The sequence below is a fragment of the Streptomyces sp. NBC_01454 genome, from assembly GCF_036227565.1.
Lineage (GTDB): Bacteria > Actinomycetota > Actinomycetes > Streptomycetales > Streptomycetaceae > Streptomyces.
On sequence record NZ_CP109460.1, the window covers coordinates 4,672,023 to 4,686,785 of the forward strand.

Annotated in this window: 12 protein-coding genes; 7 read left to right on the forward strand and 5 right to left on the reverse strand. The window is 71.3% G+C overall.

Going from position 1 to position 14,763, the window contains the following annotated elements:
• Positions 1 to 171: 171 nt before the first annotated feature.
• Positions 172 to 1,530: an FtsW/RodA/SpoVE family cell cycle protein gene (locus OIU81_RS20805; RefSeq protein WP_329155254.1), complete on the reverse strand. Its 1,359-nt coding sequence runs from the start codon at positions 1,528 to 1,530 to the stop codon at positions 172 to 174.
• 502 nt (positions 1,531 to 2,032) lie between these two features.
• On the opposite strand from OIU81_RS20805, the gene groES reads away from it, so the two are divergent.
• Together groES and groL are read left to right on the forward strand one after the other, a co-directional pair.
• The gene (gene groES, locus OIU81_RS20810; protein WP_329150043.1) at positions 2,033 to 2,341 is read left to right on the forward strand and encodes a co-chaperone GroES; all 309 of its coding nucleotides are present in this window, start codon (positions 2,033 to 2,035) and stop codon (positions 2,339 to 2,341) included.
• 134 nt (positions 2,342 to 2,475) lie between these two features.
• Positions 2,476 to 4,101, forward strand: a complete 1,626-nt coding sequence (groL, locus tag OIU81_RS20815) for a chaperonin GroEL (protein ID WP_329155255.1) — start codon at positions 2,476 to 2,478, stop codon at positions 4,099 to 4,101.
• A gap of 393 nt (positions 4,102 to 4,494) precedes the next feature.
• On the opposite strand, the gene OIU81_RS20820 is transcribed toward groL, so the two are convergent.
• Positions 4,495 to 5,553, reverse strand: a complete 1,059-nt coding sequence (locus tag OIU81_RS20820) for a hydroxyacid dehydrogenase (RefSeq protein ID WP_329150045.1) — start codon at positions 5,551 to 5,553, stop codon at positions 4,495 to 4,497.
• A gap of 292 nt (positions 5,554 to 5,845) precedes the next feature.
• Here OIU81_RS20820 and OIU81_RS20825 point away from each other — a divergent pair, with 292 nt between their 5' ends.
• Entirely contained in the window at positions 5,846 to 7,810 is a 1,965-nt protein-coding gene (locus OIU81_RS20825; RefSeq protein ID WP_329150047.1) for a DUF2264 domain-containing protein, read from the forward strand.
• Positions 7,811 to 7,953: 143 nt separating this feature from the next.
• Here OIU81_RS20825 and OIU81_RS20830 read toward each other — a convergent pair whose 3' ends face one another.
• Both OIU81_RS20830 and OIU81_RS20835 read right to left on the reverse strand, forming a co-directional pair.
• Complete coding sequence (locus OIU81_RS20830; RefSeq protein ID WP_329150049.1) at positions 7,954 to 8,727, reverse strand: SDR family NAD(P)-dependent oxidoreductase; 774 nt, start codon at positions 8,725 to 8,727, stop codon at positions 7,954 to 7,956.
• A 180-nt stretch (positions 8,728 to 8,907) separates the two neighbouring features.
• The gene (locus OIU81_RS20835; RefSeq protein ID WP_329150051.1) at positions 8,908 to 9,573 is read right to left on the reverse strand and encodes an MOSC domain-containing protein; all 666 of its coding nucleotides are present in this window, start codon (positions 9,571 to 9,573) and stop codon (positions 8,908 to 8,910) included.
• Between the two features lie 170 nt (positions 9,574 to 9,743).
• On the opposite strand from OIU81_RS20835, the gene OIU81_RS20840 reads away from it, so the two are divergent.
• The gene (locus tag OIU81_RS20840) at positions 9,744 to 10,655 is read left to right on the forward strand and encodes a LysR family transcriptional regulator (protein WP_329150053.1); all 912 of its coding nucleotides are present in this window, start codon (positions 9,744 to 9,746) and stop codon (positions 10,653 to 10,655) included.
• Between the two features lie 193 nt (positions 10,656 to 10,848).
• Here OIU81_RS20840 and OIU81_RS20845 read toward each other — a convergent pair whose 3' ends face one another.
• Positions 10,849 to 11,181, reverse strand: coding sequence for a WhiB family transcriptional regulator (locus tag OIU81_RS20845; RefSeq protein WP_235450787.1), 333 nt, complete (start codon positions 11,179 to 11,181; stop codon positions 10,849 to 10,851).
• A gap of 380 nt (positions 11,182 to 11,561) precedes the next feature.
• On the opposite strand from OIU81_RS20845, the gene OIU81_RS20850 reads away from it, so the two are divergent.
• The 3 genes from OIU81_RS20850 to guaB all read left to right on the forward strand — a co-directional run bounded on the left by OIU81_RS20850 (position 11,562) and on the right by guaB (position 14,670).
• A complete protein-coding gene (locus tag OIU81_RS20850; RefSeq protein WP_003948568.1) occupies positions 11,562 to 12,173 on the forward strand; it encodes a response regulator transcription factor in 612 nt (203 codons plus the stop codon).
• Between the two features lie 279 nt (positions 12,174 to 12,452).
• On the forward strand, positions 12,453 to 13,028 hold the full coding sequence (locus OIU81_RS20855; RefSeq protein ID WP_040899000.1) for a sigma-70 family RNA polymerase sigma factor: 576 nt from the start codon (positions 12,453 to 12,455) through the stop codon (positions 13,026 to 13,028).
• Between the two features lie 139 nt (positions 13,029 to 13,167).
• Positions 13,168 to 14,670, forward strand: a complete 1,503-nt coding sequence (gene guaB, locus OIU81_RS20860; protein WP_329150060.1) for an IMP dehydrogenase — start codon at positions 13,168 to 13,170, stop codon at positions 14,668 to 14,670.
• The last annotated feature ends 93 nt before the right edge of the window (positions 14,671 to 14,763 follow it).

A 14,763-nucleotide genomic window follows, 5' to 3' on the forward strand; every position in this document is an offset into this window, starting at 1 on the left:
CGCACCCCGACAGCCCCGCGCAGCGGACCCCCGCCCGCCGCAGGCGCAACGGCGGGAAAGCCAAAATCGGGCCGAGGCAAAGCGCAGCGGACAGGCAACGGCGAGCGCACCGCGAAGCGGGCGAAACACGGCGAGAAACCCCACGGCGGGAAAGTCAAAAACGTGGGGGAACTACGCCGGCTCCCGCCGGCGCTGCGCATGGTCGCTGATGCGCAGGAGCAGTGCCACCATCACCCAGTTCGCGACGAGTGAGGAGCCGCCCTTGGCCAGGAACGGCAGGGCCTTGCCGGTCAGTGGGATCAGCCCGGTGACCCCGCCGGCGACGACGAAGACCTGGAGCAGCAGCGCCCCGGAGAGCCCGACCGCCAGCAGCTTGCCGAACGGGTCGCGTGCGGTCAGGGCGACCCGCATCCCGCGCTGGGCCAGCAGCACGTACAGCATCAGGACGCCCATCACCCCGGCCAGGCCCAGCTCCTCGCCGACGGTGGTGAGGATGAAGTCGCTGTTGCCGGCGAAGCCGATCAGCTCGGGGTGGCCCTGGCCCAGGCCGCTGCCCGAGATGCCGCCGCTGCCGAAGCTGAACAGCGCCTGCGCGGCCTGGTCGGAGATCAGCCCCGGCGGCCGCTGCCCCTTGGGCAGGAAGATGTCCATCGGGTGCAGCCAGGCCATGATCCGGCCCTTGACGTGTGGTTCCGTCGAGCCGACGACGGTGGCCCCGACCACGGCCATGGCGAGGCCGCAGAGCACCCAACTGGTGCGCTCGGTCGCCATGTAGAGCATGATCACGAAGACCCCGAAGAAGATCAGCGAGGTGCCCAGGTCCCGTTCGAAGACCAGCACCAGCAGACTGATCACCCAGATCGTGAAGATCGGCGCGAGCTGCCGTCCCGGGGGCAGCTGGACGCCCAGGACCCGCCGTCCGGCCAGCGCCAGCGCATCGCGGTTGACGGTGAGATAGCCCGCGAAGAACACCGAGATCATGATCTTCACGAACTCGCCGGGCTGCAGCGACAGCGGGCCGAGCAGGATCCAGCGCTTGGCGCCGTACATGTCGGCGCCGAAGAAGGCCGGCGCCATCAGCAGCACCAGGGCGACCACCATCGTCAGATAGATGTAGCGCTGCAGAATGCGGTGGTCGCGCAGCACCAGCAGGATGACGATGCAGGTCGCCACCCCGATCACCGTCCACACCAGCTGACCGCTCGCCGCCTCGGCGATCTTCAGCCGGGGCGTTTGCGCATAGGTGACGTCCAGACGGTGCAGCAGCACCAGGCCGATCCCGGTCAGCAGCGTGGCCAGCGGCAGGATCAGCGGATCGGCGCGCGGCGCGTAGCGGCGCAGCACCAGGTGCGGGACCAGCGCCACGAACAACATGCTGACGGCGAAGCCGGTCAGCCCGCCGGGCAGCCGGCCGGTCATCGACAGTCCGGTGTAGGCGTAGCCGAAGTCCGCGATCAGGACGACGAGGACGAGCAGCCACGCCTCGGTCCGCCGGCGGTCCGGTGCCTGGGCCAGCGCGGCGAACGTCATGGTGCGTTCGGCGTCGCTCTCCGGCCGCCCGGCAGCCCGGGGAACGCTGGTCAGTCCACGCACGGGAGTCCTCCGCCATCGGTCGTCGAGGCCGCCGGCCGTCCGGGAGTGCGCCCGGTTCGCCGGTTCGGCAGCCGGGGAGGTAGACGAGGCAGCCGGTGACGTGGTTGCGAGGGAAGGGAAGGTGTGTCCGATTTGACGGAAACCGGTCGGAGCGAGGCCCCGAACCCGCCCGGATCCCGCCCCAGATGGGCCGCAAACGGGCGCCGGGAGTCGCGTCTTCGCGGGGCGGGTCAACCGGTGACGGCGGAACCTCCCCCCGCCGCGCTGGCACTCCGCTTGACCGAGTGCTAACCGCGTCATAGTCTCGGCGTTGGCACTCTCCAGTGGGGAGTGCCAGACATACAGCGACGGGCAGGTCCGGCACCCGCGACGACGGATCGACCTGGTCGCCACCTCAGACAGTTAACCCCGTGAGATCTCCGAAGGGGGAGGTCGGATCGTGACGACCGCCAGCTCCAAGGTTGCCATCAAGCCGCTCGAGGACCGCATTGTGGTCCAGCCGCTCGACGCCGAGCAGACCACGGCTTCAGGCCTGGTTATTCCGGACACCGCCAAGGAGAAGCCCCAGGAGGGCGTCGTCCTGGCCGTGGGCCCGGGCCGTGTCGAAGACGGAAAGCGCGTCGAGCTCGACGTCACCGTCGGCGACGTCGTTCTCTACAGCAAGTACGGCGGCACCGAGGTGAAGTACAACAACGAGGAGTACCTCGTTCTCTCGGCTCGCGACGTTCTCGCGATCGTCGAGAAGTAAGTCACCAGATTTGCCGTGATCTGCGCCCCTGGTTCCCGCGTCTAAACAACCCGGGGCAGGGGCGCAGTTCGTTTGAGCGACAGCGGTCCCCACTGCGTGGCCGAGGATCGCAATGAGAGGACTTGAAGCAACCCATGGCGAAGATCCTGAAGTTCGACGAGGACGCCCGTCGCGCCCTTGAGCGCGGCGTCAACAAGCTTGCCGACACCGTCAAGGTGACGATCGGCCCCAAGGGCCGCAACGTCGTCATCGACAAGAAGTTCGGTGCCCCGACCATCACCAACGACGGTGTCACCATCGCCCGTGAGGTCGAGGTCGACGACCCGTACGAGAACCTTGGCGCCCAGCTCGTCAAGGAGGTGGCGACCAAGACCAACGACATCGCGGGTGACGGCACCACCACCGCCACCGTGCTGGCCCAGGCGCTGGTCCGCGAGGGCCTGCGCAACGTCGCCGCGGGCGCCTCCCCGGCCGCGCTCAAGAAGGGCATCGACGCCGCCGTCAAGGCCGTGTCCGACGAGCTCCTCGCGACCGCCCGCCCGATCGACGACAAGTCCGACATCGCCGCCGTGGCCGGCCTGTCCGCCCAGGACAAGCAGGTCGGCGAGCTCATCGCCGAGGCGATGGACAAGGTCGGCAAGGACGGTGTCATCACCGTCGAGGAGTCCAACACCTTCGGCCTGGAGCTCGACTTCACCGAGGGCATGGCCTTCGACAAGGGCTACCTCTCGCCGTACATGGTCACCGACCAGGAGCGTATGGAGGCCGTCCTCGAGGACCCGTACATCCTGATCCACCAGGGCAAGATCGCCTCGATCCAGGACCTGCTGCCGCTGCTGGAGAAGGTCATCCAGGCCGGCGCCTCCAAGCCGCTGCTGATCATCGCCGAGGACGTCGAGGGCGAGGCCCTGTCGACCCTCGTCGTCAACAAGATTCGTGGCACCTTCAACGCCGTGGCCGTCAAGGCCCCCGGCTTCGGTGACCGCCGCAAGGCCATGCTCGGCGACATCGCCACCCTCACCGGTGCCACCGTCATCGCCGAGGAGGTCGGCCTCAAGCTCGACCAGGCCGGTCTGGACGTGCTCGGCACCGCCCGCCGCGTGACCGTCACCAAGGACGACACCACCATCGTCGACGGTGGCGGCAAGTCCGACGACGTCACCGGTCGCGTCGCGCAGATCAAGGCCGAGATCGAGTCCACCGACTCCGACTGGGACCGCGAGAAGCTCCAGGAGCGCCTCGCCAAGCTCGCCGGTGGCGTCTGCGTCATCCGCGTGGGTGCGGCCACCGAGGTCGAGCTCAAGGAGAAGAAGCACCGTCTGGAGGACGCCATCTCCGCGACCCGCGCCGCGGTCGAGGAGGGCATCGTCTCCGGTGGTGGCTCCGCTCTGGTCCACGCCGCCAAGGTGCTGGAAGGCTCCCTCGGCAAGGAGGGCGACGAGGCCACCGGTGTCGCCGTAGTCCGCCGCGCCGTCGTCGAGCCGCTGCGCTGGATCGCGGAGAACGCCGGCCTCGAGGGCTACGTCATCACCGCGAAGGTCGCCGAGCTGGACAAGGGCAACGGCTTCAACGCCGCCACCGGCGAGTACGGCGACCTGGTCAAGGCCGGCGTCATCGACCCGGTCAAGGTCACCCGCTCCGCCCTGGAGAACGCCGCGTCGATCGCGTCGCTGCTGCTGACGACCGAGACCCTGGTCGTCGAGAAGCCCGCCGAGGACGACTCGGCCGATGCCGGCCACGGCCACGGGCACTCGCACTGACGTGAGCTGACACGGTGACGGTGGGCCTGCGGGCCTGCCGTGGACCGTCCACCGAAGACCCGGTTTCCGCTTTGGCGGGGGCTGGGTCTTCGTGTTTTTCGGGTTTTTCGTTATTTCGGGGGTTTCGGGGGCGTTCCGGGCTTCCCGGGGGTGTTCGGGGTCTTCGGGGAGGGGGCCGTGGCTCTGTTCCCGGGGGCGGCCTCGGATCTCGGGGGTCCGGTCCCGGGGGTGGTGTCTTCCGTCGCTCGTCCCTGGGTGTGTTGTTTCCCCGCCGCCCACCCCCTGGGCGTGTTGTTTCCCCGCCGCCCACCCCCCTTCGGGGGGTGGGCGGGTCTGGAGGGGAGCCCCACGGCCCGTCGTGCTCATGTCGAACGGCGCACGCGGCCCGTTGCGCTATGCCGAGCGGTGCAGATGCTCCGGCAGTACGGGGTCGCTGAAGGGGCGGCCGTGTGCGTAGCGTTCGAGTTCGTCGAGGGCGTGGTCGGCCAGGCGGTGGAGTTCGGTGCCCAGGGAGCCCGCCACGTGGGGGGTCAGCAGGACGTTCGGGAGGTCCCACAACGGTGAGCCGGGCGGCGGGAGTTCGGGCTCGGTGACGTCGAGGACGGCGTGCAGACGGCCGCTGACCAGCTCGGGGAGCAGCGCGTCCGGGTCGACCAGGGAGCCGCGGGCGGTGTTGATCAGCGTGGCGCCGTCGGGCATCCGGGCCAGTTCGGGTGCGCCGAGCAGATGGCGGGTGGCGGGGAGCTGCGGGGCGTGCACGGTGACGAGGTCGCTGCCGGCGCAGAGCGCGTCGAGCGGGACCGGTGTCACGCCGAGCCGGGCGGCTTCGTCGGCGTCCACGTACGGGTCGTACAGCAGCACGCGCAGGTCGAACGGGCGCAGCAGCGCGATGACGCGGCGTCCGATGCGGGAGGCGCCGATGACGCCGACGGTGCGGTGGTGGTTGCCGGCGCCGTCGAGTTCGTGCGGCCAGTCGTGCGGTGCGCGCAGGCCCCGGTAGCGGTGGGCGGAGTGCAGCACGCGCTTGTTGGCGAAGAGGATCGCGGCGAGCGTGTACTCGGCGACCGGGAGTGCGTTGGCGGCGGCGGCCGAGCTGACGGCGATACCGCGCTCCCAGCAGGCGTCGGTGAGGTGGTGCCGTACCGAGCCGGCGGCGTGGATGACGGCGCGCAGCCGGGGCGCCGCGGCCAGGACGGCGCGGGTGAGCGGCGGGGCGCCCCAACAGGTGAGAAGGACCTCGGCCTCGGCGAGGGCGGCGGCGACCGCGGGGGTGGGGCCGGTCAGGTCGTGGGCGACGAGTGACGGGTCGGTACGGGCCAGGGCCGTCAGGCGGGTGCGATGGCGGGTATCGAGCAGCCGGCCGGCGACGCCGGGCTCCATCGACAGCAGCAGGGCGGGCCGGGCAGGAGGGTTTTCCACAGGTCCGGCGGCGTGGTCAGGGGTCGGGTGCATAGTGAGGAACGTGCTCCTTCGCGGTCGCCCGTCAGTGCGCGTCACCTGCCGCCACCGGTGGCGGGAGCGGCACCTCCAGTGTGTCGCCGCGGGGCCGGCGGTGGCGACCGTCGGGAGTGGACGGCGAGGAGCGGACCGGTGCCGAAGGGGAGGGGGTGGAGGAGTGCGGGAGTGGGGGAGTGAAGGGCGCAGGAGGAAGGGAAAGCGAGGGCCGGACGCCCGATTGACGTGTGGTCAGTCGCGGCTGAAGGATGCCGGCACCCGGCCACCGCCCACCGCGTCAGGGGGAGCCATGACCCAGCCGCAGCCCGAGCCGCAGCCCGAACCTCCCGCCGCGCGCCGCCGGCCTCCTCCGTGCCACCCGCCCTGGGCGCTGCCGCCCGAGGACCGCCGCCGCAGTCCGTACACCGGCTGGACCCGGGCCCACTGGGAGGCGACGGCCGACGCCCTGCTGCGGGCCACCGCCCGCCATGCCTCCCCGCGCCACGGCCTGATCGTCCTCCCCGGAGCCCGCCCCAGCTCCTCCGGTCCCCGCTCGGACGGCCTCGAAGGCTTCGCCCGTACGTTCCTGCTCGCCGCGCTCCGCGTGGCCGGCGACGACGGCCACGACCCGCACGGCCACCTCCCCCGTTACGCCGAAGGTCTCGCCGCGGGCACCCGAAGGCCCGGCGGCGCACGCGAACTGACCCCCGCCGATCCGGATTCCTGGCCCCGCATCGACACCGTCCGCCAGGCCCGTGTCGAGGCCGCCTCGCTCGCCCTCGGGCTGCGCCTGACCCGGCGATGGCTGTGGGACACCCTCGACGAGAACGTCCGCACCCGCGTCGTCGAGTGGCTGCTGCCGGCCCTGGGCCCGTCCCCCGTCGACAACAACTGGTGGCTCTTCGGCCTCACCGTCGGCGGCTTCCTCCGCGACGCGGGCATCGAGACCGAGCGTGCCGGCACGGCCATCGACCGTGCGCTGACCCGCATCGAGGACTGGTACCGGGGCGACGGCTGGTACGCGGACGGCGACAACCGCGCCTTCGACCACTACAACGGCTGGGCGCTGCACTTCTACCCGGTCCTGCATGCCCATCTGGCGGCCGACCGGACCCTGCTGGCGACCCACGGGCCCCGACTGCACGCCCAACTGGACGCCTGCACCCGCCTCTTCGACACCCATGGCGCACCCCTGCCCTTCGGCCGCTCCCTCACCTACCGCTTCGCCGCCGCGGCCGCCCCGTGGCTCGGCGCCCTCACCGGCCACACCCCGCTCACCCCCGGAGCCACCCGCCGCCTCGCCTCCGGCGCCGTGCGGCACTTCCTCGACCGCGGCGCCCTCACCCGGGACGGCCTGTTACCCCTCGGCTGGTACGGGCCGTACGCACCGATGCTCCAGAGCTACTCCGGTCCGGCCTCGCCGTACTGGGCGGCCAAGGGCTTCCTCGGGCTGCTGCTCCCCGCAGGCCATCCCGCCTGGACCGCCCCCGAGGAGGCGCTCCCGGCCGAAACCGCCGACGCCGCCGGGCCCTTCGGCACCACGGGCCTGCTGCTCCAGTCCACCGTCTCCGACGGCCTGGTCCGTCTCCACAACCACGGCAGCAATTCCGTCCGCAGCACCCCCGACCCCTATTACGCCCGCTTCGCCTACTCCACCCGCACCGGCCCCACGGCGCCCACCGCCGGGGACCCGGCCCCGCCCGACAACCACTTCGCGCTGCTCCTCGACGGGCGCCCCACCACCCGCGGCCCCGCCACCCCGCACGCCGCCGGACCCGACCGGGCCTCCTCCGTCCACACCCCGCGTCACGCCGACGGCACCGAACTCACCGGCATCCGGATCCTGTCCGCCACCCTCGTCCACGGCCGCGCCGAACTCCGCGCCCACCGGGTCACCGGCGCCGCCCCCGGCACCCGCGTCCGCCAGACCGGCTGGGCCACCACCCCCGACGGCCCCACCGCCCAACTCCACCCCGTCCACGGCTACGACACCCCACCCCGCCGCGCTCCTACGGGAAGCACCCTCATCGGCCCCCGTACCGAAACCCTCGCCGTGGAGGGCACCGTCACCGCCGACCCCGGGGGCACCCTCTTCGTGGCCCTGGCATCGCTGACCGACGAGCCGGACCCGGCCCCCGTCCACACCCTGGCCACCACCCGCCTCACCCGTCACGGCATGGAAGTCACCTGGCAGGACGGCACCCGCACCCCTGTGGATCTGCCCCTGCCGGGCACGGAGGATGACGGCACGCCAGGGCAGGTGTCCCGGCCATGAGGCGCAGCATCCCCGGACTCCGGCCCCGGCCCGTCACCGCCCGCCGTCACCACTCCCTGCCGTCACGGCTCTCCGTACCCCCGTACTCAGGCCCGGCGCGCCCCCACGGCGCCGCGCCCGCCGGCACGGAAGGCGACCGTGCGTCAGCGCGGCCCGAACTTCCGGCCCGTACGCGAGGTGACCCCACCCAGCACCCCACGGGGCGCCAGCTTCACCGCGCCCATCAGCGCCTTGTACCGGGGATCCGGAATGGACAGCGACTTCCCCCGCGTCAGGTCCTTCATCGCGGCATCGACGAGCTTGTCCGCGTCCAGCCACATCCATCCGGGGATGTTGTCCGTCCCCATCCCGGCCCGCTCATGGAACTCGGTTCGTACGAACCCGGGGCACAGCGCCATCAGCCGCACCCCGCTGCCCGCCAGATCCCGCGCGGCGCCCTGGGTGAACTGCACGACCCACGCCTTGCTCGCGCCATAGGTGCCGCGCGGTACGAACGCCGCCACCGACGCCACATTGACCACCGCGCCCCGCCGGCGGTCCCGCATCCCGCGCACCCCGGCCGTGGTCAGCCGCAGTACGGCCTCGCAGTGCACCTTCAGCATCGTCAGCTCGTCGGCCATCGGGACTTCGAGGTATTCGCCCTTGTTGCCGAAGCCGGCATTGTTCACCAGCAGATCCACCGGGTGCCTGGTGTCCGAGAGCCGTGCCTCGACGGCCGCGATGCCCTCCTCGGTGGCCAGGTCGGCGCTCAGCACCTCCGCCTCGATGCCGTGCCGGTCGTGCAACTCGGTGGCCTGCTCGTGCAGTCGCTTTTCGTCACGGGCCACCAGCACCACGCTGTGGCCGTCGCTCGCGAGCCGTCGGGCGAACGCCGCCCCGATGCCCGCCGTGGCTCCTGTGATCAGTGCAGTCGTCATACGGGCACGCTATCCGCCCCGGCCGCGGGGCCCGAGCCCCAACCCCACCGACTCGGCCACCCCGTCCGGCCGCCGCCGCGCCGCCCGCCGTCCGGGCCGGCAACCCATCGCCCCTCGCCCGCACGCCCCTTGCCCTCCGAGCGCCCCGCACCGCGCGTGCCGGCCGCCCGGTCCCGGGACTCAGCCGCTCCGTCGCTCCCCGTACGCCACCGCCCGCCGCCGCGCCTCCTCCGGGAGCGCCCCACCCGCCTCCAGCAGCCGCGGCAGCAACTCCCGACGCAGGGTCAGGGCCTGGAACATCAGCTGGATGCTCACCTCGTGCGCCGGGCGGTGCACCAGCTCGACGGCGTCCCCGGCGCGGATCTCGCCCGGCTCGATCACCCGCAGATACGCACCGGGCACCGCAGCCTGGGTGAACCGCTTCAGCCAGCCGTGCTCGCCCAGCCACCCCTGGAACGTCCGGCAGGGAATGCGCGGACAGCTCACCTCCAGCAGCAGCCGCGGACCGACCCGCCAGCGCTCACCGATCAGCGCTCCGGTGACCTCCACCCCTGCCGTGGTGAGGTTCTCGCCGAACGACCCGTTGGCCAGCTCGCGGCCCAGCTCCCGCTCCCAGTCGTCCAGATCCTCCCGGGAGTAGGCGTAAACGGCCTGGTCGTCGCCGCCGTGATGGCGCAGGTCGACCACCGCGTCACCGGCCAGCCCGCTGCCGCCGGTGCCCTTGGGTCCCGGGGCGGTCACCGCCACCGGGCCGTCCACGGGCCGCTTGTCGATACCCGTGCCACCCACCGCGTCGGTGTGCCCGGAGGGTGCGGGCCGCCCCACATTCACGGTCAGCAGCTTCATGCGGCGCTCCGTCGGTCGCTCGGCGTGACCCCGGAGGGCCTCCTGACCTTCTTCCCCGTTCGCCGCCCGTCATGGTCACGGGAGCGGGCGGATACCCCGTACCGAGCAGCCGCCCAAAAGCATCGATGCACTTTTTCCCGATCAACCCAAGACTCGCTTATGCTTGAGGCATGATCGAGGCCCGTCATCTCCGTGTGCTGCGTGCGGTCGCCCGGACCGGTTCGTTCTCCGCCGCCGCGCGCGAACTGGGCTGTACCCAACCGGCCGTCAGCCAGCAGATGAAGGCGCTGGAACAGTCCGCCGGCACCCCGCTGCTGGTCCGCACGGGCCGGGAGATGCGGCTGACCCAGGCGGGCGAGTCGCTCGTGCGGCACGCCGTCGGCATCCTCGCCGGCCTCACCGCCGCCGAGGAGGAGATCGCGGCCATCGCCGGCCTGCGCGCCGGACGGGTGCGGCTGGTGTCCTTCCCCTCCGGCAGCTCGACGCTGGTCCCGACCGCCCTGGCGGCCATGCGCGCCGCGCACCCGGGCACCCGGGTCTCGCTGGTCGAGGCCGAGCCCCCGCGCTCGATCGAGATGCTGCGCAACGGCGACTGTGAGATCGCCCTTGCCTTCCGCTATCCGGAAGTGCGCGGTGCGGACCCGGCAGCCGCGGCCGAGTGGGACGACCTGGTGGTCCGGCCGATCCTGGCGGACCGGCTGGTGGGCCTGGTGCCGGACGGTCACCGGCTGGCGAGGGCGAAGAGCGCGCACTTCTCCGAGCTGGCCGACGAGCCCTGGATCGCGGGCTGCCCGCGCTGCCGTCGGCATCTCGTGGAGGTGTGTGAGAGCGCGGGCTTCACCCCGCGCATCGACTTCGCGACGGACGACTATCCCGCGGTGATCGGCCTGGTCGGCGTCGGCCTGGGGGTCGCCGCGCTGCCCGAGCTGACCCTGACGTCGGTACGCCTCAAGGGAGCCACGGCCGTACGGATGGAGCCCGCCGTCCATCGTGAGATCGTCGCGCTCACGCTGCCGGATCTGGCGCACGTCCCCGCCGTCGAGGCCACGCTCGACCAGCTGGCGGACGCCGCGGGGCGCTGAGGGGACCCGCGCACACGGCCGCTCCGGCTCCGCCCTTCTGCGGGTTTCCGGCGCGCCGACGCCGCCCGCCCTGCCTCCGTCGCCGCGCCCGGCCGCACCCGACCCGCCGCTCACCGCAGCAATCTCCCACCCGAGCCCGCAGGTGCACGGCACTTGCAGGAACGTTTCTTCAGGAACGATCCGCTCCCGTGGGTCAGGCGCCCGAGGCACCCGCGTGACCGGTCATGGAGGACGCGGGGATCAGCCGGTGGCGGGCCCGGCCCATGAGCTCCTCGCGTTCGTCCTCCGTCAGGCCGCCCCAGACCCCGTAGGGCTCGCGGACGGCCAGTGCATGCGCCGCGCACTCGGCCCGTACCGGGCAGCGCATACAGACCTCCTTCGCCGATGTCTCACGCGCGCTGCGGGCCGCTCCGCGCTCACCCTCCGGATGGAAGAAGAGGGAGCTGTCCACGCCACGGCAGGCGGCCAGCAGCTGCCAGTCCCACAGGTCGGCGTTCGGGCCCGGGAGGCGGGAGAAATCTGCCATTGCTTGTCCCCTCGAAGCGATGCTGATGCGGGCTCGGTGCTCACGACGGTACATCTACTGTCGAAGTAGATGTAAATATGACTCATTGCGAATCTAGTCACAGTCACCACGAAAATGGAAGAAAGAGAGCCAAATAGGGCATAGGGTGCACGCGCGGATGCCGGTCGCCCGTTGAGTCGTCTGCGTATCCGGCTCCTCACGGAGCGTGCTGAACTCGGTCGCCGAAGCCGTAACTCTTTCGAGTGACCGTCGTTGAGTGTGCGGAGGCGATTGGCAGAGTTAGCCGTAGGGCAGGTGTCCGAGGCCGTCAATCGCAACAGGTGACGATACGTACCAGCCTGGAGGCTCAAGGTGACGCGCATCAGCTGCGGAGGACGGTCATGACATCCGTCCTCGTCTGCGACGACTCCCCGCTTGCCCGAGAGGCGCTCCGTCGGGCGGTTGCGACCGTGCCCGGCGTCGAGCGCGTGACGACCGCGGCCAACGGCGAGGAAGTCCTCCGCCGCTGGGGCGCCGATCGCTCGGACCTTATTTTGATGGACGTACGGATGCCCGGTCTCGGCGGTGTCGAGACCGTGCGCCGGCTGCTGTCCGCCGATCCCGGCGCCCGGATCATCATGCTCACGGTGGCCGAGGATCTGGACGGTGTCGCGCTCGCGGTCGCCGCCGGTGCCCGCGGCTATCTGCACAAGGACGCCTCGCGCGCCGAACTGCGGGCGACGGTGACCCAGGCGCTGGCCGACCCGACGTGGCGGCTCGCCCCGCGGCGGCTGCGGTCCGCCGAGATGGGCGCCGCACCGACGCTCACCGCGCGGGAGATCCAGGTGCTGGAGGGCATGAGTCACGGCCGCTCCAACGCCGAGATCGGCCGTGAGCTGTTCCTCTCCGAGGACACCGTCAAGACCCATGCCCGGCGCCTCTTCAAGAAGCTCGGCGCCTCGGACCGCGCGCATGCGGTGGCCCTGGGCTTCCGCTGGGGACTGGTCCGCTAAGGCGTGATGACGTGCAGCGATGCGGGGGAGTGAAGATCCCCGCCCGCCCTGCGGCGGGCGGGGTGGCAGGGTGCCCCGCAGGCCGCCGCGTCCGCCGGCGGTTCGATTCGCCGCGCGGTGCCGCATCCTTGAGGTATGGAGTTCCTCGGGGACGGGTCGGTCGGGCACGAGGGGAGGGCGCAGGACATGACAGCCGGCGCACCTGCCGCGCATAACGCTTCAGTGCACAAGTACGGACCTGATGCCGCGGATCGTGCGGCGCCAAGGCACCATGGTCCGATGCGTGAGGACGGGAAGCAGGAAATCGGCGATCTCGTCGCCCGCGCCGTCGAGGGTGACCAGCGGGCCACCCACGATCTGCTGGCCCATGTGCACCCCCTCGCCCTGCGCTACTGCCGCACCCGGCTGTCGCGGCTGCCGGGTGATGCCCGGCACTTCGTCGAGGATCTGGCACAGGAAGTGTGTGTCGCGGTGCTCTGTGCGCTGCCGCGCTACCGCGACACCGGCAAGCCCTTCGAGGCGTTCGTCTTCGCCATCGCCGGCCACAAGGTCGCCGATCTGCAGCGGGCGGCGATGCGGCATCCGGGCAGCACGGCAGTGCCGTCCGACGAGATGCCGGAGCAGCCGGACGACTCCCTCGGCCCCGAGGAGCGGGCGCTGCTGAGCAGCGACGCGGAGTGGGCCAAGAAGCTGCTGGCGAACCTTCCGGAGAACCAGCGCGAGCTGGTCCTGCTGCGGGTCGCCGTCGGGCTGACGGCGGAGGAGACCGGTCAGATGCTGGGGATGTCGCCCGGTGCCGTCCGGGTCGCCCAGCACCGTGCGCTGAGCAGGCTGCGGGCGCTCGCCGAGCAGTAGCAGATTCCTGGTCTCCGCGGCGGGGATTCGCCGTAGAAATACACAAGTGACGAGGCCCTCATCGCTCGTGGATTGGGACACTTCCTTAGGCCGTTAGCATGGGAGTCCGCGCTGAGGCAAGAGCATTGGGGAAGGTGTCATGAGTGACAACGTCGACGGTATGCCCGCCAAATTCGCCATGCTCGGGCTGACATACGACGACGTGCTGCTGCTGCCCGGTGCGTCGGAGGTGCTGCCGAACGCGGTGAGCACCGCGTCCCGGGTCTCGCGCAATGTCAACGTGAACATCCCGCTGCTGTCGGCGGCGATGGACAAGGTGACCGAGGCGCGCATGGCCATCGCGATGGCACGGCAGGGCGGCGCGGGCGTACTGCACCGCAATCTGTCCATCGAGGACCAGGCCAACCAGGTCGACCTGGTCAAGCGCTCCGAGTCCGGCATGGTCACCGACCCCATCACGGTCCGCCCGGACGCCGCGCTCGCCGAGGCCGACGCGCTGTGCGCCAAGTTCCGCATCAGCGGGGTGCCGGTCACCGACGCCGCGGGCAAGCTGCTGGGCATCGTCACCAACCGCGACATGGCCTTCGAGATGGACCGCAGCCGTCAGGTCCGCGAGGTCATGACGCCGATGCCGCTGGTCACCGGCAAGGTCGGCATCTCCGGCGAGGACGCCATCGAGCTGCTGCGCCGCCACAAGATCGAGAAGCTGCCGCTGGTCGACGACGCGGGCGTGCTCAAGGGCCTGATCACGGTCAAGGACTTCGTCAAGGCGGAGAAGTACCCGAACGCCGCCAAGGACTCCGAGGGCCGGCTGGTCGTCGGTGCCGCGGTGGGCGTCGGCGACTCCGCGTACGACCGGGCGCAGGCGCTGGTCGAGGCCGGTGCCGACTTCCTCGTCATCGACAGTGCGCACGGCCACAGCCGCGGCATCCTCGACATGATCGCCAAGGTCAAGTCCAACATCAGCGTCGATGTCGTCGGCGGCAACGTCGCCACCCGCGACGGCGCGCAGGCGCTGATCGACGCGGGCGCCGACGGCATCAAGGTCGGGGTCGGTCCCGGCTCCATCTGCACCACCCGCGTGGTCGCCGGTGTCGGTGTCCCGCAGGTCACCGCGATCTACGAGGCGGCACAGGCCGCGCACGCCGCGGGCGTACCGCTGATCGGTGACGGCGGCCTCCAGTTCTCCGGCGACATCGCCAAGGCCATCGCGGCCGGCGCGGACACCGTCATGCTGGGCTCGCTGCTGGCCGGCTGCGAGGAGTCGCCCGGCGAGATGGTCTTCATCAACGGCAAGCAGTTCAAGTCCTACCGCGGCATGGGCTCGCTGGGCGCGATGCAGTCCCGCGGCCAGGGCCGCTCCTTCTCCAAGGACCGCTACTTCCAGGACAACGTGCTCTCCGAGGACAAGCTGGTCCCCGAGGGCATCGAGGGCCAGGTGCCCTACCGCGGCCCGCTCTCCTCGGTCGCCCACCAGCTCGTCGGCGGTCTGCGGGCCTCCATGGGCTACGTCGGCTCCGCCGACATCCCCGAGCTCAAGGAGAAGGGCCACTTCGTGCGCATCACCTCCGCGGGTCTCAAGGAGAGTCACCCGCACGACATCCAGATGACCACCGAGGCTCCGAACTACACTCGGCGCTGACCTGCGCGTACGGCACCGCCCGTACGCGTGCACAAGCCCGTGGCCGCACCCCGGCCGCGGGCTTCGGCGTGTCGGGGATACTGGTACGGCAGA

Excerpts from the sequence above, each read along its gene's own strand:
- OIU81_RS20805 (WP_329155254.1), bottom strand. The coding sequence starts at position 1,530 with ATGACGTTCGCCGCGCTGGCCCAGGCACCGGACCGCCGGCGGACCGAG.
- groL (WP_329155255.1), top strand. The coding sequence starts at position 2,476 with ATGGCGAAGATCCTGAAGTTCGACGAGGACGCCCGTCGCGCCCTTGAG.
- OIU81_RS20820 (WP_329150045.1), bottom strand. The coding sequence starts at position 5,553 with ATGCACCCGACCCCTGACCACGCCGCCGGACCTGTGGAAAACCCTCCT.
- OIU81_RS20825 (WP_329150047.1), top strand. The coding sequence starts at position 5,846 with ATGACCCAGCCGCAGCCCGAGCCGCAGCCCGAACCTCCCGCCGCGCGC.
- OIU81_RS20830 (WP_329150049.1), bottom strand. The coding sequence starts at position 8,727 with ATGACGACTGCACTGATCACAGGAGCCACGGCGGGCATCGGGGCGGCG.
- OIU81_RS20835 (WP_329150051.1), bottom strand. The coding sequence starts at position 9,573 with ATGAAGCTGCTGACCGTGAATGTGGGGCGGCCCGCACCCTCCGGGCAC.
- OIU81_RS20840 (WP_329150053.1), top strand. The coding sequence starts at position 9,744 with ATGATCGAGGCCCGTCATCTCCGTGTGCTGCGTGCGGTCGCCCGGACC.
- OIU81_RS20845 (WP_235450787.1), bottom strand. The coding sequence starts at position 11,181 with ATGGCAGATTTCTCCCGCCTCCCGGGCCCGAACGCCGACCTGTGGGAC.
- OIU81_RS20850 (WP_003948568.1), top strand. The coding sequence starts at position 11,562 with ATGACATCCGTCCTCGTCTGCGACGACTCCCCGCTTGCCCGAGAGGCG.
- OIU81_RS20855 (WP_040899000.1), top strand. The coding sequence starts at position 12,453 with ATGCGTGAGGACGGGAAGCAGGAAATCGGCGATCTCGTCGCCCGCGCC.
- guaB (WP_329150060.1), top strand. The coding sequence starts at position 13,168 with ATGAGTGACAACGTCGACGGTATGCCCGCCAAATTCGCCATGCTCGGG.